This window comes from Halobacterium rubrum, from assembly GCF_021729015.1.
GTDB classification, from domain to species: domain Archaea; phylum Halobacteriota; class Halobacteria; order Halobacteriales; family Halobacteriaceae; genus Halobacterium; species Halobacterium rubrum.
The window spans coordinates 432,284-452,157 of record NZ_JAJQQZ010000001.1 but is presented as its reverse complement, the minus strand read 5'-3'; the positions used below and the strand labels follow the sequence as shown (position 1 = coordinate 452,157).

General features: G+C 69.1%; 19 protein-coding genes. 3 read left to right on the top strand and 16 right to left on the bottom strand.

The window, feature by feature from the left end; translation table 11 throughout:
* Nucleotides 1-132: 132 nt before the first annotated feature.
* The gene (argS, locus tag LT971_RS02355; RefSeq protein WP_237005246.1) at nucleotides 133-1,890 is read left to right on the top strand and encodes an arginine--tRNA ligase; all 1,758 of its coding nucleotides are present in this window, start codon (nucleotides 133-135) and stop codon (nucleotides 1,888-1,890) included.
* 234 nt (nucleotides 1,891-2,124) lie between these two features.
* Here the strand turns inward: argS and LT971_RS02350 are convergent, their stop codons facing one another.
* The gene (locus LT971_RS02350) at nucleotides 2,125-3,003 is read right to left on the bottom strand and encodes a MinD/ParA family ATP-binding protein (RefSeq protein WP_237005245.1); all 879 of its coding nucleotides are present in this window, start codon (nucleotides 3,001-3,003) and stop codon (nucleotides 2,125-2,127) included.
* A 177-nt stretch (nucleotides 3,004-3,180) separates the two neighbouring features.
* On the opposite strand from LT971_RS02350, the gene prf1 reads away from it, so the two are divergent.
* Nucleotides 3,181-4,431 (top strand): peptide chain release factor aRF-1, encoded by a 1,251-nt coding sequence (prf1, locus tag LT971_RS02345; protein WP_237005244.1) that lies wholly within the window; start codon nucleotides 3,181-3,183, stop codon nucleotides 4,429-4,431.
* Between the two features lie 33 nt (nucleotides 4,432-4,464).
* Here the strand turns inward: prf1 and fer are convergent, their stop codons facing one another.
* From fer to ahaH, 15 genes are all read right to left on the bottom strand, one after another.
* Nucleotides 4,465-5,130 (bottom strand): ferredoxin Fer, encoded by a 666-nt coding sequence (fer, locus tag LT971_RS02340; protein WP_237005243.1) that lies wholly within the window; start codon nucleotides 5,128-5,130, stop codon nucleotides 4,465-4,467.
* Between the two features lie 70 nt (nucleotides 5,131-5,200).
* On the bottom strand, nucleotides 5,201-6,286 hold the full coding sequence (locus tag LT971_RS02335) for an SDR family oxidoreductase (protein ID WP_280337241.1): 1,086 nt from the start codon (nucleotides 6,284-6,286) through the stop codon (nucleotides 5,201-5,203).
* Nucleotides 6,274-7,830, bottom strand: a complete 1,557-nt coding sequence (locus LT971_RS02330; RefSeq protein ID WP_237005241.1) for a succinic semialdehyde dehydrogenase — start codon at nucleotides 7,828-7,830, stop codon at nucleotides 6,274-6,276. Before LT971_RS02330 ends, LT971_RS02335 begins: the two co-directional genes overlap by 13 nt.
* Nucleotides 7,831-7,877: 47 nt before the next feature.
* Nucleotides 7,878-8,270, bottom strand: a complete 393-nt coding sequence (locus tag LT971_RS02325) for a DUF6276 family protein (protein ID WP_237005240.1) — start codon at nucleotides 8,268-8,270, stop codon at nucleotides 7,878-7,880.
* Nucleotides 8,271-8,345: 75 nt separating this feature from the next.
* Nucleotides 8,346-9,047: a V-type ATP synthase subunit D gene (locus LT971_RS02320; protein ID WP_237005239.1), complete on the bottom strand. Its 702-nt coding sequence runs from the start codon at nucleotides 9,045-9,047 to the stop codon at nucleotides 8,346-8,348.
* Between the two features lie 56 nt (nucleotides 9,048-9,103).
* Nucleotides 9,104-10,150: a Brp/Blh family beta-carotene 15,15'-dioxygenase gene (locus LT971_RS02315; protein ID WP_237005238.1), complete on the bottom strand. Its 1,047-nt coding sequence runs from the start codon at nucleotides 10,148-10,150 to the stop codon at nucleotides 9,104-9,106.
* A complete protein-coding gene (gene crtY, locus LT971_RS02310; RefSeq protein ID WP_237005237.1) occupies nucleotides 10,126-10,839 on the bottom strand; it encodes a lycopene beta-cyclase in 714 nt (237 codons plus the stop codon). Before crtY ends, LT971_RS02315 begins: the two co-directional genes overlap by 25 nt.
* Nucleotides 10,840-11,097: 258 nt before the next feature.
* Nucleotides 11,098-12,516, bottom strand: a complete 1,419-nt coding sequence (locus tag LT971_RS02305) for an ATP synthase subunit B (protein WP_237005236.1) — start codon at nucleotides 12,514-12,516, stop codon at nucleotides 11,098-11,100.
* A gap of 5 nt (nucleotides 12,517-12,521) precedes the next feature.
* Entirely contained in the window at nucleotides 12,522-14,279 is a 1,758-nt protein-coding gene (locus LT971_RS02300; protein WP_237005235.1) for an ATP synthase subunit A, read from the bottom strand.
* A 5-nt stretch (nucleotides 14,280-14,284) separates the two neighbouring features.
* Entirely contained in the window at nucleotides 14,285-14,623 is a 339-nt protein-coding gene (locus tag LT971_RS02295; protein WP_237005234.1) for a V-type ATP synthase subunit F, read from the bottom strand.
* On the bottom strand, nucleotides 14,620-15,672 hold the full coding sequence (locus tag LT971_RS02290) for a V-type ATP synthase subunit C (RefSeq protein ID WP_237005233.1): 1,053 nt from the start codon (nucleotides 15,670-15,672) through the stop codon (nucleotides 14,620-14,622). Before LT971_RS02290 ends, LT971_RS02295 begins: the two co-directional genes overlap by 4 nt.
* Nucleotides 15,669-16,256 carry a V-type ATP synthase subunit E gene (locus LT971_RS02285; protein ID WP_237005232.1) on the bottom strand — a complete coding sequence of 196 codons (588 nt, stop codon included), beginning with the start codon at nucleotides 16,254-16,256 and terminating at the stop codon, nucleotides 15,669-15,671. Before LT971_RS02285 ends, LT971_RS02290 begins: the two co-directional genes overlap by 4 nt.
* Before the next feature lie 21 nt (nucleotides 16,257-16,277).
* A complete protein-coding gene (locus LT971_RS02280) occupies nucleotides 16,278-16,547 on the bottom strand; it encodes an ATP synthase subunit C-like protein (protein ID WP_425293259.1) in 270 nt (89 codons plus the stop codon).
* Between the two features lie 12 nt (nucleotides 16,548-16,559).
* Nucleotides 16,560-18,794 (bottom strand): V-type ATP synthase subunit I, encoded by a 2,235-nt coding sequence (locus LT971_RS02275; RefSeq protein WP_237005230.1) that lies wholly within the window; start codon nucleotides 18,792-18,794, stop codon nucleotides 16,560-16,562.
* The gene (ahaH, locus tag LT971_RS02270) at nucleotides 18,781-19,113 is read right to left on the bottom strand and encodes an ATP synthase archaeal subunit H (RefSeq protein ID WP_237005229.1); all 333 of its coding nucleotides are present in this window, start codon (nucleotides 19,111-19,113) and stop codon (nucleotides 18,781-18,783) included. The genes LT971_RS02275 and ahaH overlap by 14 nt, the downstream gene beginning before the upstream one ends.
* Before the next feature lie 101 nt (nucleotides 19,114-19,214).
* Between ahaH and LT971_RS02265 the strand changes: the two genes are divergently transcribed.
* Nucleotides 19,215-19,862 (top strand): methyltransferase domain-containing protein, encoded by a 648-nt coding sequence (locus tag LT971_RS02265; RefSeq protein WP_237005228.1) that lies wholly within the window; start codon nucleotides 19,215-19,217, stop codon nucleotides 19,860-19,862.
* Nucleotides 19,863-19,874: the final 12 nt, after the last annotated feature.

Genomic DNA, 19,874 nt, shown 5'->3' with positions numbered 1-19,874 from the left:
CCGCCTACATTACACTCCCGGAATCACTGGCACTAGTTCGCACAGCGACTGCAGGGCAGCGTTCGGTGTGGCCCGTCGGCCCTCCGGCGCTCCTTCGGAAACCCCTTTAGCCGGCGCGAGCAACCAGTGGGCATGTTCATCGCCTTCCGCCGGGAAGTCGAGGCCGCCGTCGAGGCGGCGCTCGACGACCTCGGCTACCCGACCGGGGACCTCGGCATCGAGGAACCGCCCGCGGACGTACTCGCCGTGCTCGCGTCCAGCGTGGCGTACCGGCTCGCCGGTGAGGCGGGCGCGCCGCCGCCGCAGGTCGCCGGCGAGCTCGCCGACGCCGTCGACGTCACCGACGCGAAGTACGTCGCCGAAGCGCGCTCGCAGGGGCCGTACGTGAACTTCCGGCCGAGCGACGCGTACTTCGCGGACACGCTCGTCGAAGCGCAGGCCGACGACTGGGGCCACCTCGCGGACACCGGCGAGTCCGTCGTCGTCGAGCACACGAGCGCGAACCCGACGGGGCCGGTCCACGTCGGCCGCGCCCGGAACCCGATTCTGGGTGACGCGCTCGCTCGCGTCCTCGAGTACGCCGGCAACGACGTCACTCGCGAGTACTACGTCAACGACGCCGGCCGCCAGATGGCGGTGTTCACGTGGGCCTACGAGACGTTCGACGAGGCCGACCTGCCCGAGCCCGAGCGCGAGAAGCCGGACTACGACCTCGTGCGGTACTACCGGAAGGGCAACGAGTTCCTCGAGGAGGGCCCCGACGAGGAGGTCGAGGCCGCCGAAGCGGAGATCGCGGCAATCATCGAGGGACTGGACGAGGGCGACGAAGCCACCTACGAACGCGTCGAAGAAGTCGTCGACACCGTCCTCGGCGGCATGCAGGACACCCTCGGCCGGCTGCCCGCCGAGTTCGACGAGTTCGTCAAGGAGACGCGGTTCCTCCGCGACGACTCTACCCACGAGGTCGTCGACCGGCTCAAAGAGTCCGAGCACGCCTACGAGGAGGAGGGCGCCTGGCAGCTCGACCTCGACGACTGGGACATCGAGCAGTCCTTCGTCTTCCTGCGGTCGGACGACACCACCCTCTACACGACCCGGGACCTCGCCCACCACGAGTGGAAGTTCGACGAGTTCGACCGCGCCGTCACCGTGCTCGGCGAGGACCAGGAGCTGCACGCGAACAAGCTCAACGCCGCCCTCGACATCCTCGGCAACGACACCGACCGCCTCGAGGAGCTGTTCTACGCGTGGGTGAACCTCCCCGGCGGCGAGTCCATGAGCACCCGCGAGGGGACTGGCGTCGACATGGACGACCTGCTCGACGAGGCCGTCTCGCGGGCCGAGGACGCCGTCCGCTCGCGGCTCGGCGACCGCGTGCGGGACGACGACCTCACCGACGAGGACGTCGAACGCATCGCCGAACAGGTCGGCATCGGCGCGGTGCGCTACGACGTCGTCGCCAAGCAGCCGACGAAGGCCATCACGTTCGACTGGGACGACGCCCTCGACTTCGAGGGGCAGAGCGCGCCGTTCGTCCAGTACGCCCACGCCCGAGCCTGCGGGATTCTCGGCGAGGCCGCGGGCGACGTCGAACCCCGCCTCGACGCCGACGTGCTCACCGACGACGCCGAGCGCGCGCTGCTGGCGTCCATCGCCCGGTTCCCGCTCGTGGTGGAGGCAGCCGCAGAAGACCTCGAGCCTCACCAGGTCGCGACCTACACCCGGGAGTTCGCCGACGACTTCAACGCCTTCTACCGGGAGTGCCCGGTGCTCGCCGACGACGTCGACGAGGACGTGCAGGCCGCCCGGCTCGCGCTCGTCGACGCCGCCCGCCAGACGCTCGCGAACGCGCTCGACGCCCTCGGCATCGACGCCCCCGAGTCGATGTAGGCGCCGCAGCGGCTGCGGCGGCGGCAGTGCTCTGGAGCAGAACTGACGGGACGGTGCCCGGAGCACCGAAAACGTTGCTGGCCGCTGCGGCGCGCGCCGACTACAGCGGTGCGCCGACGTACGACAGCGCGCCGTACGTGACCGCGAGTGCCAGCAGCACGTAGAACAGCAGCCATCCAGTCGACATGGAGTCGCGTTCCGTTGCCATACCCGAGTGTCCGAGTGCGCGGTCGCTTAATCCTTCCCGTTCGACCCGAGCAGCCCGCCTGTCACCCGCGACAGCAGCGACGGCTCCGACGACTCCTCGGCGTCGCCGCCCTCGCCCATCATCTCGGCCATCGCCGCACCCGGCTGGGCGTCCCCGGCGCCCTCACCGTCGCCGTCTTTGAACGACAGCGGCGGCGACTCGCCGAGCAGTTCGTAGCCGAGTTCGCGGTACGCCACGGCTGCGGGGCTCTCCGGCGCGAACGACACCAGCGGCTCGCCCGCGCGCTCGCTGTCCGCCACCCGGCCGTCCTCCGGAATCGACCCGAGGACGTCGACGTCCAGCGCTGCCACCTCGTCGTCGTCCGCCACGTCGCTGCCGGAGACCCGCGTCACCACCAGCCCCCGGACGGTGCCGCCGACGCGCTCCACGAGGTCCCGGGTCTTCGCCGTGTTCTCCAGGGCCGCCGCCTGCCGCGTCGAGACGAGCACCGTCTCGTCGGCCAGCCCCAGCGGCACGGTCGTGTCGTGGCTCAGGCCGCCGCCGGTGTCGACGATGGTCACGTCGTACTCCGACCGGAGCGCGTCTGCCATCCCCCGGAGCTTCGAGGGGTCTGCGCGCCCGAAGTCCTCGATGTCGGTGCCGCCGACCACCACGTCGAAGTCGCCGGGGGCCGCCGAGACGGCGTCCAGCGGCTTGGCGTCCCCCGCCAGTACGTCGTGCAGGGTCGCCCCGGCGGGGTCCTCGACGTCGAGCACCTGACCGACGTTCGCCATCCCCAGGTCGTAGTCGACGAGCACCACCGACCGGTCCGCCTCCGCCACCACCGACGCCACGTTCACGGCGGTCGTCGTCTTTCCGACGCCGCCCTTCCCCGAGGCGACGGCGAACACTCGGCCACTACTCATGGGTACATCTTCGCACACCGTCACATAAAGCGTTTGGCGGCGAGGTGTGCAACTGGAGTGACCGCACTGCGACGACTCCCCGAAAGCCCCGGCGCTGTGAATCGGCGCCAGATTCCGTGTGAGAGCCTTCCTAGCAGGTCAAAGCTTACTTACCGGCCGGTCGGCTACTCCAGTGCAATGAGCGAGCAGGACGAGGTACCGTCCGAGGACCGACGCAAGTACGAGTTCCGCAAAGTCATCGAGGAGCTCAAAGACTACGAGGGCAGCGGCACCCAACTGGTCACCATCTACATCCCTCCGGAACGGCAGATCTCCGACGTCGTCGCACACGTCACCCAGGAGCACTCGGAGGCGTCCAACATCAAGTCCAAGCAGACGCGGACTGCGGTCCAGGACGCCCTCACCTCTATCAAGGACCGGCTGCGGTACTACGACACCTTCCCGCCGGACAACGGCATGGTCATCTTCTCGGGCGCCGTCGACTCCGGCGGCGGCCGCACGGACATGGTCACGGAAGTGCTGGAGTCGCCGCCCCAGCCCATCGAGTCGTTCCGCTACCACTGCGACTCGGCGTTCCTCACCGAACCCCTCGAGGAGATGCTCGGCGACAAGGGCCTGTACGGGCTCATCGTCCTCGACCGCCGCGAGGCGAACGTCGGCTGGCTGAAGGGCAAGCGCGTCGAGCCCGTGAAGTCCGCCGAGTCGCTGGTTCCCGGCAAACAGCGGAAGGGTGGCCAGTCCGCACAGCGGTTCGCCCGGCTGCGGCTGGAAGCCATCGACAACTTCTACCAGGAGGTCGCGGGGATGGCCGACGACCTCTTCGTGGCGAAGCGCCACGAGCTCGACGGCATCCTCGTCGGCGGCCCGTCGCCGACCAAAGACGAGTTCCTCGACGGCGACTACCTCCACCACGAGCTCCGGGACAAGGTCCTGGGGAAGTTCGACGTCTCCTACACCGACGAGTCCGGGCTCTCGGACCTCGTCGACGCGGGGCAGGCGGCGCTCGCGGAAGCCGACCTGATGGACGACAAGTCCGACATGGAGGAGTTCTTCGAGGAGCTCAACGGCGGGGAGCTCGCCACGTACGGCTTCGAGCAGACCCGCCAGAACCTCATCATGGGGAGCGTCGACCGGCTGCTCGTCTCCGAGGACCTCCGCGAGGACGTCGTCGTCTACGAGTGCCCGAACGGCCACGAGGAGTACGAGACGGTCGACCGCCGCAACTCCAGCCCCGACCACACGTGCTCGGAGTGCGGCGAGGACGCCGAGGAGGTCGAACGCGAGGACGCCATCGACCACCTGATGGAGATCGCCGACCAGCGCGGCACGGACACGCACTTCATCTCCACCGACTTCGAGAAGGGCGAACAGCTCCTCACGGCGTTCGGTGGCTACGCGGGCATTCTGCGGTACTCCACGGGCGTCTAGGCGGACTGGTTCTCCGGCGGAAGTGCGGCGCAGTCAGTCGTCGGCGTGCGCCTGCTCGAAGGGGTACGGCGGGAGTCGGAGTTCGTCGAGGCCGGGGAGGTGTTTGACGTTGTAGACGACCCGGAGCTCGGCGGACAGCGGGACGCCGTTGCAGGACAGCCGGAACCCCTGGTCGGTGAGGTCGTCGGTGAGGATGTGGTCGGTCGGCATCGAGAGTTCGCCGGCCGTGACCGCGACCGCGCAGTTCGCGCACGCGCCACCCCGGCACGCGTACGGCCACGCCCAGCCGCGGCGCTCGGCGGCTTCCAGCAGCGACTCGCCCGGTTCGACCGTGAACTCGCCGTGGTCGAGGGGGTCGAGGTCGGCGTCGGCGGCCTTCTCGAAGAGGTCGTCGTCGCCGAGCGTCCAGCCGGCGTCCGCGACCGCGTCGTAGTTCAGGTACTCGACGCGCGTCGCCGCCGACGCCGGCCGCCGCTCGAACCCCGACTCCTCGGGGTCCGTGTCCACTTCGTCCTCGTCGAAGCTCTCGACGTCGCCGGAGTCGATGGCGTCGTAGGCCGCGCGGACGAGCTGGAACTGCTCCCGGGAGCCGCCCTGGTCGGGGTGGGTCTCGACGACGCGCCGGCGGTACGCGCGCTCGACCTCGTCGTCGTCCGCGCCGGGGTCGACGCCCAGAATCTCGAACGGGGACTTTACCACACGTCGAGTTAGGCGCAGAGCCGGATAAGCCTCACCGCTGGGGCCGCCGTCGCCGGAGTCGGCTCGCCGGCTACGTCATCGCGTCGCTGCCGACCTCGGGGTTGTCGCGGGCGTAGGCGGCGAGCACGTCGACGTAGCTCTCGAAGGCCGGACAGGCGATGCCCGAGCCCGCGAGGTCGCGGCGGGTGTGTGGGGCGACGTACGTCGTCGGGTGCGTGAAGTAGTCCAGGGTCTCCGGCGGGATGCCGGCGACCGACCGGCCGAGGCCCGTGCCGAGCAGGCGTTTCGCCAGCCCGGGCGTCGACGGCACCGGGAGCACGCGCGTGTCGGTGACGTCGGCGAGCAGTCGCGTGAGCTCGGGAATCGTCGGGGGGTTGGCGTCGCAGAGCTGGTAGACGGTGCCGGGCTCGCCGTGCTCGCTGAGGTGGTCGATGGCGTCCACGACGAAGTTCCGGGGGACGACGTTCAGCTCGGTGCTGGCGGCGCCCGAGAACACCGGCAGCGGTGCGACACCGGGGCAGCGCTGCAGCCACCGCATCACGAAGTAGGGACCGTCGTACTTCTGGGTCCGGCCGGTCTCGCTGTCCCCGACCGTGATGGCGGGCCGGTAGACGGTCGCCGGCAGCCCCTCGGCCATTCGCTCCTGGACGAGCAGTTCGGCCTCGAACTTCGTCGCCTCGTAGTGGTTGTTGAACGACTGCCCGACGTCGAGGTCGTCGGGCCCGAAGACGCCGTCGTGGCGCCCGCTCACGTAACAGGTGCTCACGTAGTGGAAGCACTCGAGGTCCGTACAGACCTCGGCGAGGTCGAGGACGTGGCGGGTACCGTCCACGTTGACGGCCTCGCCGACCGCGCGGTCGACGGCGAGGTCGTAGACGGCGGCGAGGTGGAACAGCTCCCGGGTCTCGGCCCGAATCGTCTCGCGGGCGTCGTCGTCGAGGGCGAGCCCCTGCTCCGTGACGTCGCCGGCGTGGAGCACGATTGCGTCCTGCCGGTCCTCGCCCGCGAGGTCGGCGGCCCGGGCCTCGGCGGCCTCGCGGTACTTCGGCTGGACGAGACAGTGGACCGTCTCCCGGCGGTCGAGCAGCCGGTCGACGAGCGCCGACCCCAGAAAGCCCGGGAATCCGGTGAGGAAGACGGCGCTCACCGCAGCCACCCCGGGAGCCGTCCGAGCAGGCGCGTCCCGGCGGTCATCGCCTTCGCCCACAGCGCCTGCGGGAGCGGCCCGGGGTCGACGCGGGGGCCGCGCTGCACGGCGACGGTCTGGGCCTCCGTGAACCGCAGCAGGCCCTCGTCGCCGTGCCGGCGGCCGACCCCGGAGTCGCCCATGCCGCCCATCGGCGCGTCGATGGACGCCCACGCGGCGGCGTACCCCTCGTTGACGTTGACGGTGCCACAGTCGATGCGACGACCCACGCTGGCCCCGCGCTCCGGGTTGCCCGTCCAGATGGAGGCGTTCAGGCCGTACTCGGAGTCGTTGGCGCGCGCGACGGCCTCGTCGACGCTGTCGACCCGGTACAGCGACGCGACCGGGCCGAACGTCTCCTCGTCGTAGGCAGTCATCCCCTCGGTGACGCCCTCCAGCACCGTCGGCTCGTAGCAGTACGGGCCGAGGTCCGGGCGTTCGCGGCCGCCCGCCAGCACGTCCGCCCCCTTCTCGACGGCGTCCTCGACGTGTTCGACGGTCTTCCGCAACTGGGGTTCGTTCTGGAGGCTCCCCATCTCGGGGCCGTACGAGAACCCGGTGCCGAGCCGGAGGTCGCGGGCGGCCGCGACGAACGCGTCCCGGAAGTCGTCGTAGACGTCGTCGTGGACGTACAGCCGCTCGGTGCTGATGCAGAGCTGGCCGGCGTTCGCGTAGCACGCTCTGACGGCGCCCGCAGCGGCCTTCTGGGGGTCGGCGTCGTCCAGTACGAGCAGCGGGTTCTTCCCGCCGAGCTCCAGCGAACAGTCCACGAGGTTCCGGCCGGCTGCGGCGGCGACCTCGCGGCCGGCGCGCGTCGACCCCGTGAACGCCACGTAGTCGACGTGGTCGACGAGCGCGGCGCCGACCCGCTCGCCCTCCCCGGACACGACGGCGAACAGCTCCGGGGGCAGCCCGGCCTCCACGAGCAGCCGGCGCGCCAGCAAGGCGACGTGCGTGGTCTGCTCGGCGGGCTTCAGCACGACGCCGTTGCCCGCCGCCAGCGCCGGCAGCGCGTCCGAGATGGCCAGCGTCACCGGGTAGTTCCACGGCGAGATGATGCCGACGACCCCCTTCGGGTGGCGGTGGACCGTCGGCCTGACGAGCCCCGGAATCACGCCGGAGCGGCGCTCGCTCGCCAGCAGGTCCTCGGCGACGTTCGCGTAGTGGTCCGCCGTCGCCGCCACGTCCAGCACCTCCTCGAAGGCGTCCCGCCGGGATTTCCCGGACTCCAGCTGTGCGAGGTCCAGCACGTCGCGTTGCGCGTCCAGCACGCGGTCGGCGTACCGGTCGAGGACCGCCGTCCGCTCCGCGACGGAGCGTTCGGCCCACGACTCTTGGGCGTCCTGGACCTGTGCGACCGCGGCCTCGACGTCCGCCTCCGTGCCGGCGGGGAGTTCGGCGATCTCCTCGCCCGTGAACGGTGCCTCCACGGGAATCCGGGCGCGCTCGCCCGTGACTACGAGGTCCTCGCGCAAGCCAGCCAGCCGGCCGGCGTCGGCCCACTCGGTGTTCATGTCGCGACTGTCGGCGGCCAGCCCCCTAACTGCTGGCGTGCCGGCAGTCAGATGAGCTGTTCGAGCTGGGTGCGCCGCCGGGTCACGTCGAGCTCCGGGTCGGCGCTGTCGTCGGCGGCGACCCGGTCCAGGAACAGGAGCACGTCGACGCCCCGACGTTCGGCGACTTCGGCGACGGCGTCGGCGTCCTCGCGGTGCAACACGAGCCGGTCCAGCAGCGCGAGGAGGCTGGCGAGCACGGCCGCCGTCTCGCCGTCGTCGGGGAACGCGGTGCTCGCGCGGGAGAAATCGGGGTACTCCGAGACGGCGTCGTCGCTCGGCGCGACCTGGAGACAGTGCGTACAGATGGTGGCGCTTGCGCGGTCGTCGGGCAAGTGTCCACGGACCGACTCCGGGACGGGGAAAGAGAGCGTGGGACTGCCGCAGTTCGGACACGTCATGCGTCGACCGACGGCCGGCCGCCCCCTAAGTGACTCGGGCGGACGGGCGTGCTGGCCGGTGGGCAGCGGGCTCCGCTAGTCGTCGGCCGGCGCCTCTTCCTCGTCGAGGTAGTACGCGTCGGCCGCGTCCTCCTCCTCCTCCTCTTCTTCCTGCTCTTCTTTCTTCGCTTTGACCTTCTTCATGCGGAAGATCTCCTCGCGCTCCTGCTCCTCGAGCTTCTGGTCGATGTACTCCTTGCCCTCGTAGAGCTCGGGCAGGAGCTTGAACTCCAGGGCGTTGACGCGGCGCTTGGTCGTCTCGATCTCGGTGAGCATCTTCTTCATTGCGGTCTCGACCTCGGCGGCGAGCACGATGGACTCCAGCAGCTCCTCGTAGGCCTCGGCGGCCTCGTCGATGCGGGCGCTCGTCCCGAGGATGCCGTAGCCGCGCTCGTCGAGGCTCTTCCGGACTTTCGAGGACTCGATCTGGGGGACGACGACGCCCATGATGTTCCGTGACTCGACGGTGATCTCGGGGTGCTCTTCGAGGGCGGCGGCGGCACCGCGGACGGCGATGTCGCCCTCCATCGCGCGCGCCATGTTGATCTTCTTCTGGGCGGTCTGGTAGTCGCCCTCGAGGTCCTCCCGGACGTCCTGGGCCTGATCGAGGATGTCCATGAACTCCATGATGAGGCCGTCGCGCTTCTGTTCGAGCGTGTCGTGGCCTCGCTCGGAGAGGTCGATGCGGTCCTCGATCTCCATGAGGTTCTTCCGGGTGGGCTTGATGTCCTGGGCCATACTGGTCTCTTGCGAGGGCGTTCTCTCTGCGGGGAGGTAAACGTTTTCAGTCGGGCTCAGAGCACGCCCTGCGCGCGGTCCATCCACGTCACCACCGCGACGTGCGGGAGCGTGAGCACCGCGATCAACACGAGGTAGAGGGCAGCGCCGCCCTCGAGGGTGGTCGGCGGGTCCGGCACCGCCCACCAGAGCACGCCCCCGAGCGCGAGCGCGGCGGCGGTCAGCGGCGCCGCCTCCCGCACGAACCGCGCGAGCGGCCCGAGCACGTCGCCGGCTCGGAGCGAGGGGCGAATGGAGTCGTCGACGGCGATTGCGCGCGCGACGTGCCGGACGGAGTGCCACAGGCAGAAGTAGACCCCGACGGCGAACACCGGCGGGACCACGTAGAAGAACGCCCACAGTCCCAGCGTCTCGGCGGCGTCCACGCGCCACGCCCACGGGTTCCGGGTTCGTCGACAGCCAGCGGCGAGCACGCCGACGGTGAGCGCGGCGAACGCGACGCCGAGCGCCAGCCGGATCTGCGGGTCGAACAGCGGGAGGCCGGCGACGTCGTCGGCGCCGGTGCCGAACGGCGCGGCGAACGCCGCGACGACCTCGCGGTAGCGGCCCGGGTAGCCCAGCAGCGGGACGAGCATCGGGAGGCCGCCGCGCACGAGCACGGCGCTCACGCGTCGCGTGCGCGTGTCGAGGTAGTCCACATCGAGGAAATCGAGCAGGGGGTAGAGGTCGCCCTGCCCCCAGTGCAGCCACGTCACGGCGACGAACGCGAGCGCCGCGGCGACCGGGTAGGCGAACCACGCGGCCGCGTACCCGCCGCCGAGGAGGAGGTAGACGACGCCGACGGCCGCGAGCCAGCGGGCGGTGACCGCGCCGGCGACCGCTCGCGGGAGGGCGACGTAGTCGATGGCGCCGTGGGGCATCCCGAACAGGACGGCGCTCGCGACCAGCGGCGCGTACCGCGCGGTCGGCGACAGCTCGACGCCGGAGAGCGCGGGGAGCGCGGCGACCGCGACGGCGACCCAGCCGGCGGCCAGCGCCGGGCGGGCGAGCGTGCGTCGCTCCCGGTCGCCGAGGTCGGTCAGCGCCACCGGGCTAGCACCCACGCGTAGAGGATGAGCCCCTGGCTCACGAAGACGTTCGTCACGAAGAAGAACGCGCCCTCCTCGACTGGGAGCCCGAGCACCGTGAGGCCGGTGGTGTACTGGTCGGCCAGCACCCAGATGCCGTCCGCGATGGCGTACCGGTCGGCGGCCGCGAGGAACAGCGTCGGTACCAGCACGGCCACCGCGAACACACGCCGGCGCTCCCAGAGGTACCGCCAGCCGACCGCCCACTGGAGGCCGAGTACGGGCGCTGCCCACGCCAGAATGGCGCCCACGTAGAACGTCGCGTCCCGGAACAGGAACGCCACGCCGACGGCGCCGACCGCGACGCCCGCCAGCGCCCCGACTGCCGCGTCCCGCCGGGTCGACAGGAACTCGCCGTCGGGCCGCACCGGCAGCGTCTGTACCCAGAGCCCGGTGAGCAGCGTCTGCGTCGCGATGAAGAGGTACTCCTCGAGGGGCGCGTGCCAGATGCGGGCGACCACCGTCCCCTCGCCGTACCACCAGACGCCGCGCGCGACCAGATAGTTGTCCCACGGCGTCGTGTACGTCATCGCCAGCACGAGCAGGACGCCGACGCCCGCGAGCCGGTAGCGGTCGCCGTCCCAGCGAGCCACACGCAGCGCTGTCAGCGCCGCCAGCGGCGGGCCCACGGCCACGGCCAGGAACGTCAGGTAGCTCGTTGTCACCGTCTCACTCCGTCTGCGAGCGGACCGCCACCGCTGTGCCGGGTGGCGGCCGTCCGACGACTGCACGCTGGTTCCGTGCCCGCCACGAAAAACGTGGCGAGTCCGGCGAGCGACGCCACTGCCGTCTCCTCATCTGTGGCGCCGTTCCCTCATTACTGTAGGGCCGAAACTGTGGGTGTCCGAGCGTGGACGCACCCGGCTGGCGCCGCGGCTGGGCGACGGGAAAGAACGGAGAATGGGTGGTGTCGGGTTCGGGCGTCAGTCGGCCGCCGCGGCCTCTTCCTCGGACGCCGCGTCCTCGACGTAGTACTCCTCGATGAGGTCCTCGTCGACGCGGTTCAGCTCGGCCTTCGGGAACATCGACAGCAGCTCCCAGCCGAGGTCCAGCGTCTCGTCGATCGAGCGGCTCGTCCGGAAGCCCTGGTCGACGAACTCCTCCTCGAAGCGGTCCGCGAAGTCCAGATAGCGGTTGTCCCGCTCGCTCAGGGCCTCGCGGCCGACGATGTTCACGAGGTCGCGGAGCTCCTCGCCCTCCGCGTACGCCGCGTACAGCTGGTCGGAGACGTCGCCGTGGTCGTCGCGGGTGAGCCCCTCGCCGATACCGTCGTCCATCAGGCGGGAGAGGCTCGGCAGGACGTTCACGGGCGGCGTCACGCCCTGGCTGTTCAGGTCGCGGTTCATCATGATCTGGCCCTCGGTGATGTACCCGGTGAGGTCCGGAATCGGGTGCGTGTCGTCGTCACCCGGCATCGTGAGGATGGGAATCTGCGTGACAGAGCCCTCCCGGCCCTCGATGCGGCCGGCGCGCTCGTAGAGCTGCGCCAGGTCCGTGTACATGTAACCCGGGTAGCCACGGCGACCCGGCACCTCTTCGCGTGCCGCACCGATCTCGCGCAGCGCCTCGCAGTAGTTCGTCATGTCCGTCAGGATGACGAGGACGTGGTAGTCCTTCTCGAAGGCGAGGTACTCGGCCGTGGTCAGCGCCATCCGCGGCGTGACCGTCCGCTCGACGGCCGGGTCGTCGGCGAGGTTCATGAAGACCACGGAGCGCTCCAGTGCGCCGGTTCGCTCGAAGTCCTCCATGAACTCGTTGGCCTCCTCGGCCGTGATACCCATCGCGCCGAAGACGACGGCGAACTCGCTGTCCTCGCCCTCGGCCTCCTCCTCCTCGGGGACCGAGGCCTGCCGCGCGATCTGGAGTGCCAGGTCGCTGTGGGGCAGCCCGGACCCGGAGAAGATCGGGAGCTTCTGCCCCCGAACCAGCGTGTTCATGCCGTCGATGGCGGACACGCCGGTCTGGATGAACTCTTCGGGGTACTCCCGCGCGTGGGGGTTGATTGCTTCGCCGACGATGTCGAGTCGCTCGTCGGGGACGATGTCGGGACCGCCGTCGATGGGGTTGCCGGACCCGTCCAGCACGCGACCGAGGAGGTCCTCGGTCACGGGCATCTTCAGGGTCTCGCCGAGGAACCGAACCGAGGCGTCCTGCCCGATGCCCTCGGTCCCCTCGAACACCTGGATGGCGACGAAGCCCTGGCTGGACTCCAGCACCTGCCCGCGCTTCACTTCGCCGTCCGGCGTCTCGATCTCGACGATCTCGTCGTACCCGATTGGCTCGTCGGTCTCGACGTACACCAGCGGGCCGCTGACTTCGGTGATCGTCTGGTACTCTTTCATTGTGGTCAGTAGAGCTCCCGGAGCTGTTCGCTAATCTGCTGTTCGATCTCCTCGACCTCTTCCTCGTACTCGTCGTCGGGCGTCGTGCCGAGACGGTTCAGACGCGGCGCGGCGTCGATGGCCGTGATCTCGTCGACCGGCACGCCGGCGTCCAGCGCCTCGAAGGCCTCGTCGTGGAACGACTTGATACCCGAGAGGATGGCGTACGTCTTCTCCGGCGGGCAGTAGCGGTCCACGTCGTGGAGCGCGTTCTGCTGGAGCCACGCCTCGCGGATGTAGCGCGCGACCTCGAGGGTGAGCTGCTGGTCCTCGGGCAGCGCGTCCTTCCCGACGAGCTGTACGATCTCCTCGAGTTCGGCCTCCTCGTCGAGGATGTCGACCGCCCACTGGCGCTGCTCGGACCAGTCGTCGACGACGTTCTCCTCGAAGTACGGGTCGAGCTGGTCCTTGTACAGGCTGTAGGACTCGTCCCAGTTGATCGCCGGGAAGTGCCGGCGCTCGGCGAGGTCGCTGTCCAGCGCCCAGAACGTCTTCACGATGCGCAGCGTGTTCTGGGTGACCGGCTCGGAGAAGTCACCACCCGGCGGCGACACCGCGCCGATGACCGAGATGGAGCCCTCGCTGCCGTTCTGGTTCTCGAAGTAGCCGGCGCGCTCGTAGAACTGCGAGAGGCGCGCGGCCAGGTACGCCGGGTAGCCCTCCTCGCCGGGCATCTCCTCGAGGCGGGAGGAAATCTCGCGCATGGCCTCCGCCCACCGCGAGGTGGAGTCGGCCATCAGCGCCACGTCGTACCCCATGTCGCGGTAGTACTCGCCGATGGTGATGCCCGTGTAGATGCAGGACTCGCGGGCCGCGACCGGCATGTTCGACGTGTTCGCGATGAGGCACGTCCGGGCCATCAGGGGGTTCCCGGTCTGCGGGTCGGGCAGCTCCGGGAAGTCCTCGATGACCTCGGTCATCTCGTTGCCGCGCTCACCGCAGCCGATGTAGACGACGATGTCCGCGTCGGCGAACTTCGCCAGAGACTGCTGGGTGACCGTCTTCCCGGACCCGAACGGCCCCGGAATCGCGGCCGTCCCGCCCTTCGCGAGCGGGAACAGGCCGTCGAGGATGCGCTGGCCGGAGACCAGCGGCTCCGTCGGCGTCTGCTTCTCGACGGTCGGCCGCTGGCGGCGCACCGGCCACTCCTGGTGCATCTGGATCTCCTCGCCGGTGTCCAGCTCGACGACCGTCTCCTCGACGGTGAACGAGCCGGACTCCACGGAGACCACTTCGCCGCCTTCGCTGTTGGGCGGGACGAGGACCTTGTGCTCGATGCTGACGGTCTCGTCGACGCTGCCGACGACGTCGCCGGCCTCGACCTCGTCGCCCTCCTCGACGGCGGGCTCGAACTCCCACTCCTTCTCGAGGTCGATGCCGGGCGCGTCGACGCCGCGGTCGAGGAACGCCCCCATCTCGTCTTCGAGGACGTCCAGCGGGCGCTGGACGCCGTCGTAGATGGAGTCCAGCATTCCCGGACCCAGGTCCACAGTGAGGGGTTCGCCCGTGTTCTCGACGGGCTCGCCCGGCCCGATGCCGGACGTCTCCTCGTACACCTGGATGGTGGTGATGTCGCCCTCGATTTCGATGACCTCGCCCATCAGACCCTCGTCGCCCACGTAGACGACGTCGTTCATCTGGGCGTCGAGGTCCGTGGCGGTCACGACCGGACCGCTCACGCTCTCGATTTCGCCAGTGTCGGTGATAGCTTCAGCTTGACTCATTCGATTTAGTCACCTTCCTCCTCGTCGCCCATCAGGTCGATCCCGATGGCGCGCTTGATCTGGTCTCGAAGTCCGCTCCCGCCGGCGGCGCCCCCGCCGATGGTGACGAACGTCGGTTCCACGCTGGTCTCGACGGACTGCCGGACGCCCCGCGAGAGGAACTCGAGGTCGTCATCGTGCATCACGGCGATGCCGACGTCGTCGTCCTCGAGGACTGCCTCCACGGCGCCGTCCAGCTCGTCGCCCTTCTCGTCCTGCGGGACGTTCTCGAACTTCCGAACGCCTGCGAGCCGGAACCCGGTGGTGAACTCCGGGCTGCCGACGACGGCAATCTCCTGGCTCATAGGATGACCAGCTCCTCCTGTATCTCGTCCTCGCTCAGGCCGGCCTCCCGGCCGCGAGCGATGGCGCGAATGTTGTCCACTTCCCGTTCCTTCGCGAGTATGTACGCCAGTACCGGACAGACGGACAGCGGGTAGACGTACGAGAGGTGGTCGGAGTACTCCAGGAGCGCGCGGTCGAGCGCGTGCTCGAACCCGATGAGGCTGTCGGCCTCCTCGAGGTCGTTCAGCGCGGCCGACAGCTCGTCGCCGTACCGGCTCTCCCGGATGCGGTCGACGAGGTCGGACTTGCGCTCGACCAGCGACGCCAGCTCCGACGCCTCGAACAGCGTCCCACCCTCGATGAAGTACTCTTCGGGGTCGACCGACGCCCCCGACCGCGCGAGCCGCAGCGCGTTCCGGGCGTTCCGGAAGTCGATCTCGGCGGTCAGGAACTCCGCGTACAGCGCCTGCGGGCTGTCCTGATTCGTGACGCGCCGGGGCACGAGGTTCTCGTAGTACGCGCGGTCGACGGCGTTCTCCAGCGGGACCAGCGTCCCGGACTCCTCGTAGTCCTCGAACGCCGGCTCGACGTACGGGCCAAACAGCGTCCCGTCGAGGGTCTCGACGACCGTCTCGATGGAGTCGGCGGCGACCAGCCGCTCGAGGAACTCCTCGCTGAACTCGCCGGCGTCGACGAAGTCGGCGCGGATCTCGTCGACGGTCGCGTCCGAGTACAGCCCCCGGAACACCGTCTTCACGTTCCACGCGTCGAACTTCCGGAGGTACTTGGCGACCTGATCGTAGAGGCGGCCCTCGCTCCAGCGGAGCAGCGAGTCGAACTCGCTGGCGAGCGTGTCGTTGAGCGCGTACTCGACGAGGTCCACGCCGCTGTACCGCGACCCGAGACGGTTGATTGACGCCTCGTAGGCGGTGTCCTCCATGAAGCGCGCGATGCCGCCGGTGCCCATCCGGAGGAGCTTGCGGTACTCGTCGTCGCCGAACAGGCTGGCTCGACGGTGGCGGACCCGGGCGACCACGTACTCGTAGTTGGCCGGTCCGGACGCGCTCATTGCTCCTCGTCGAACAGGCGGGCGCTGATTGCTTTCAGGTTGTTCTCCCAGACGTCCTCGAGCACCGAGTCGAACGTGTTGTTGACTCGGACCCGGGACGTGTCGCTCTCCACGACCACGCCGCCGAGACAGTCGTACTCGCCGGCGTACTCGTATCCGTCGTAGTCGTCGAGGATGTCCGAGATGAGGGCCTCGTCGTCCGCGCGACCGAACACGCGGACCTCGGCGTCGTCGTCGAACTCCGTGCTGGCGGCGTCGAGCAGCTCGCGGGTGAGCTCCTCGCGCTCGTCGCCGTCGAGGTCGGTGATGCGGTCTTCGACGGACGAACGCACCGACTGGAGCGCGTCCCGACGCGCCTCGAGGCGCATCTGCTTGGCCTCGAGTTTCGCGCTGGAGAGCTTCTGCTCGCGCTCCTGGGCGATTTCTGACTCGACGTCAGCCTCGGCTTCGGCGACGATCTCGTCGGCGTCGGCTTCCGCCTCCGCGACGATGGCGTCGGCGCGCTCTTCGGCGTCTGCACGAATCTCCTTCGCGCGCTCGCGGGCCTCGTCTCGAATATCCTCAACTACTGTTTCCAGACTCATAAGTGGAGACTGCGGGGGTAGTTAGAACGGGGTCGGGACGACGAAGACGACGACCAGCGCGAGGATGACGAGCGTCTCCGGGAGGACCGTCAGGATGAGGCCCGTACCGAAGAGGTCCTGGTCCTCGGCGATGGCGCCGACGGCCGCGCTACCGATACCGCGCTCCGCGTACCCTGCTGCGAGGGCCGCGAGACCGACCGCGAGAGCGGCGGCGGACTTCGGGGTGATTGCGGGCATGCTACCTCCGGTCTGCGTCAGGGTCGTCGTCAGCTGGGCGAAATTTTCGAACATTTTTAATTTTACTTAGTCCTCAGTGGTGTAGTTGCGTGTGTAACCGAACGGGTTGTACTTCTCGCCACCGCCTTCATAAAACTTGTTAAAGAACTCGACGTATTCGAGGCGTAGAGCCTGTAAGCCGGCGGATGTTACGCCGAGCCCGAGCACGAGAGCGTGCCCAACGACCAGCACGAGCACGCCGGCGATCACACCGCCCCACCCCATGTGGATGAGGCCGTCGAACAGGACCGAGTAGTACTCGGCCTGATACTTGCCCGGCCCACTGAACAGCATGAAGTGGGTCTCGTGGTGGATCTCTGTCGGGAACAACCCGAACAGGTAGTTGGCGGTGTACGGCTCGTACCCGTGGGCCTGAGCCGCCTCGCTCGTCAGGTCGACGTCGTACGCCCCGAACACGAGGAGGTTCACGACGTACGCCATCCCCGCCTTCGCGAGCAGCACGGCGGCGATACGCGTGTAGGAGACGGTGTTGACCAGCGCGTACGTCGGGCTCTCGAGGAACCCGGCCGCGCCCTCGCCGATGGTGACCAGCACCAGCCCGGCGAGCGCAGCGACCAGTCCCACGATTCCGACGATAGCCGGCAGTTCGACCACGCTGTACAGCAGTTCGGGGCGCGGACCGCCGCCGGACTGCCCGTGCGTGCTGAACAGCCACAGGCCGACACCGAGCATCAGCAGCATCTGGCCGCCGCTCTCGGTGACGGCCGTCTGCACGCCGTGCGAACGGGACTCGTTGACGAACCCGAACACGTAGCCGATGGTGAGGTGCGCGATGCCGTACACCAGACTCGCCGCGAGCCAGAGTTCGGCGAACGCACCGACGTGCAGGCCCTTCTTCAGGGGTGCGTCGGCGAGCCCGACGACGGGTTCCCACACGTAGTTAGTGATGAGGTGGAGTCCGAATATCTCCCCGTACAGCACGCCGAACAGCGCGGTGAAGCCGCCGGCCCACATCGCGACGCCGCCGAGCTTCGAGATCATCTCGCTGTCGAAGCTGCTGTACAGCCAGAACCCGAGAGCGGTGTACAGGATGCCGTACCCGAGGTCCCCGATCATGAACCCGTAGAACGCCGGGAACGTCAGGAACAGCACGACCGTCGGGTCGAGTTCCGTGTACTTCGGTCGGTTGATGACTTCGGTGAGCGACTCGAAGGGGCTCACCGGCCCCGGGTTGTCCTGGACGACGGGCGGACTGTCGCTCTCGTCGAACTCGGCGTTCGTGCCGCCGTCGGTGGCGGCCGCGGCGTCGGCGTGCGTATCGTCGTGGTCCTCGGCCGGCGCCTGGTGGCCGTGACCCGACGGCTCGTAGTCCGCTCGCTCCAGCTCCTCGACTGCCGCGTGCTCGCCGACGGCTGCCCGCACCGACTCGTCGAACGCGTCGTACTCGTCGGTCGGAATCCAGCCCTCGGCGACGAACGCGCGGTCGGTGCTCGCGAACTGCAGCGGCACCTCGGCCTTCTGGACGTCGATGGCGAGCTTCTCCTCGGCGGCGAGCAGGAAGCCGGCGTGCTCCTGGCGGAACTCCGCGAGCTCGGCGTCGACGCGCTCGAGTTTCGTCTCGACGGTGTTCCGTTCGTCGCGGAGCTTCGCGACGTACTCGCCCGGGCTCGCCTCGGCGTCCTCGGGCACTTCGATGCGGGTGAAGTCGACGCCGACGAGCGCGTCGTCGAGCGCCGCGTCGTCGTCGCCGTCCTTCGGGTAGACGAATGCGCCGAGCGTGTCGTCGCCCGCGAACGTCTCGAAGGCGGCGACACGACTGGACTCCCGGAGCGCTCGCCCGACGGCGTCTTCCTCGCCTTCACCGACCGCGACCTGGAGGGACTCGTAGCCCCGCAGCAGGTCGAGGTCGATACCGAGGTCGGCGAACGGCTCGACGGCCTCGATGCGCTCTTCGACGTCGCGGAGGTCGTCCTCGAGCTCGCTGCGTCGGTCGTCGAGCTCGTTGGCCTCGACGCGGATCTCCTCGAGTTCCGTCTCGAGAGCCTCGTCGGTGACGATGCGGGTCGGCCCCGCGTCCGCCTCGGAGACGTCGAGAATGGACTTCAGCGACCGAACGGTCACCAGCTTCTCGGCGGCCTCGTCGGCGCCCGCCATCGGGTCGCCGTTGTCGAAGCCCTCGATGTTGCCGTCGTAGTCCGAGAGGTGGACCAGCTCGAGGTCGTGGATGGCCTCGATGACGTCGCCCAGCACGCGCTGGGAGCCCGCCACCGACACCTTGCTCATCTGCTCAGGTCTGAGCATGTACCGCCTCCGTGAACCGTTCGAGCGCGAACTCCACCGCCTCCTCGGTGTTGTCCTCGGCTTCGGCGACGAGTTCCTCACGTTCTGCCTCGCCGTCCTCGAGGACGGATTCGCGCTCGGCCTCGATCTCCTCGCGGGCGTCCGCGAGACGTTCGTCTCTCAGTTCGCGGGCCTCCTCCTCCGCCTCGCTGCGGATTTCATCGGCCCGCGACCGGGCTTCGGAGAGCCGCTGTTCGCGGTCCTCCTCGGCCTCGGCCACGATGTCGTCGGCGTCAGACTCTGCCGATTTGATGTCTTCGAGAACCTCTGGCCTTGGCATACGCTCTAACCGGTCGGGAGTTGGCCCACGGGCTATATGGTAGTTGCGAAGTTCAAGGGCCATCGGAAGCTATTATGCGTGTTCAGGCCAACATTCGGCCGATGGGAGTCCTCGAAGACAAGGCGCGGGCCCGCACGTTCTACAAGTACCTCTCGAAGGTGTACGACCGCGTCAACACGTTCATCTGGACCGAGGAGATGCGCGCCGAGGCGCTGTCGATGCTGGACATCGACGCCGACGACCGCGTGCTCGACGTGGGCTGTGGCACCGGCTTCGGCACCGAGGGGCTGCTGGAGCACACCGAGGACGTCTACGGCCTCGACCAGAGCCCCCACCAGCTGGAGAAGGCCTGGGAGAAACTCGGGAAACACGACCCCGTCGCCTTCCACTTCGGGGACGCCGAGCGCCTGCCGTTCAAAGACGACAGCTTCGACGTGGTGTGGTCGTCGGGGTCCATCGAGTACTGGCCCCACCCCGTCGAGGGGTTGCGGGAGCTCCGCCGGGTCGCGAAGCCCGGCAGCCAGGTGCTGGTCGTCGGCCCTGACTACCCGGCGTCGACGGTGTTCCAGAAGCTCGCGGACGCCATCATGCTGTTCTACGACGAGGAGGAGGCCGACCGGATGTTCCGGGAGGCGGGCTTCGACGACATCGAGCACCGGGTGCTACAGAAGCAGCCCAACAGCCCGCCCGCCATCGTCACCGTCGCGCGAGCCCCCGACGCCGAGGACGACACCGGCGAGGCCGCCTGACGCGACCCCGGC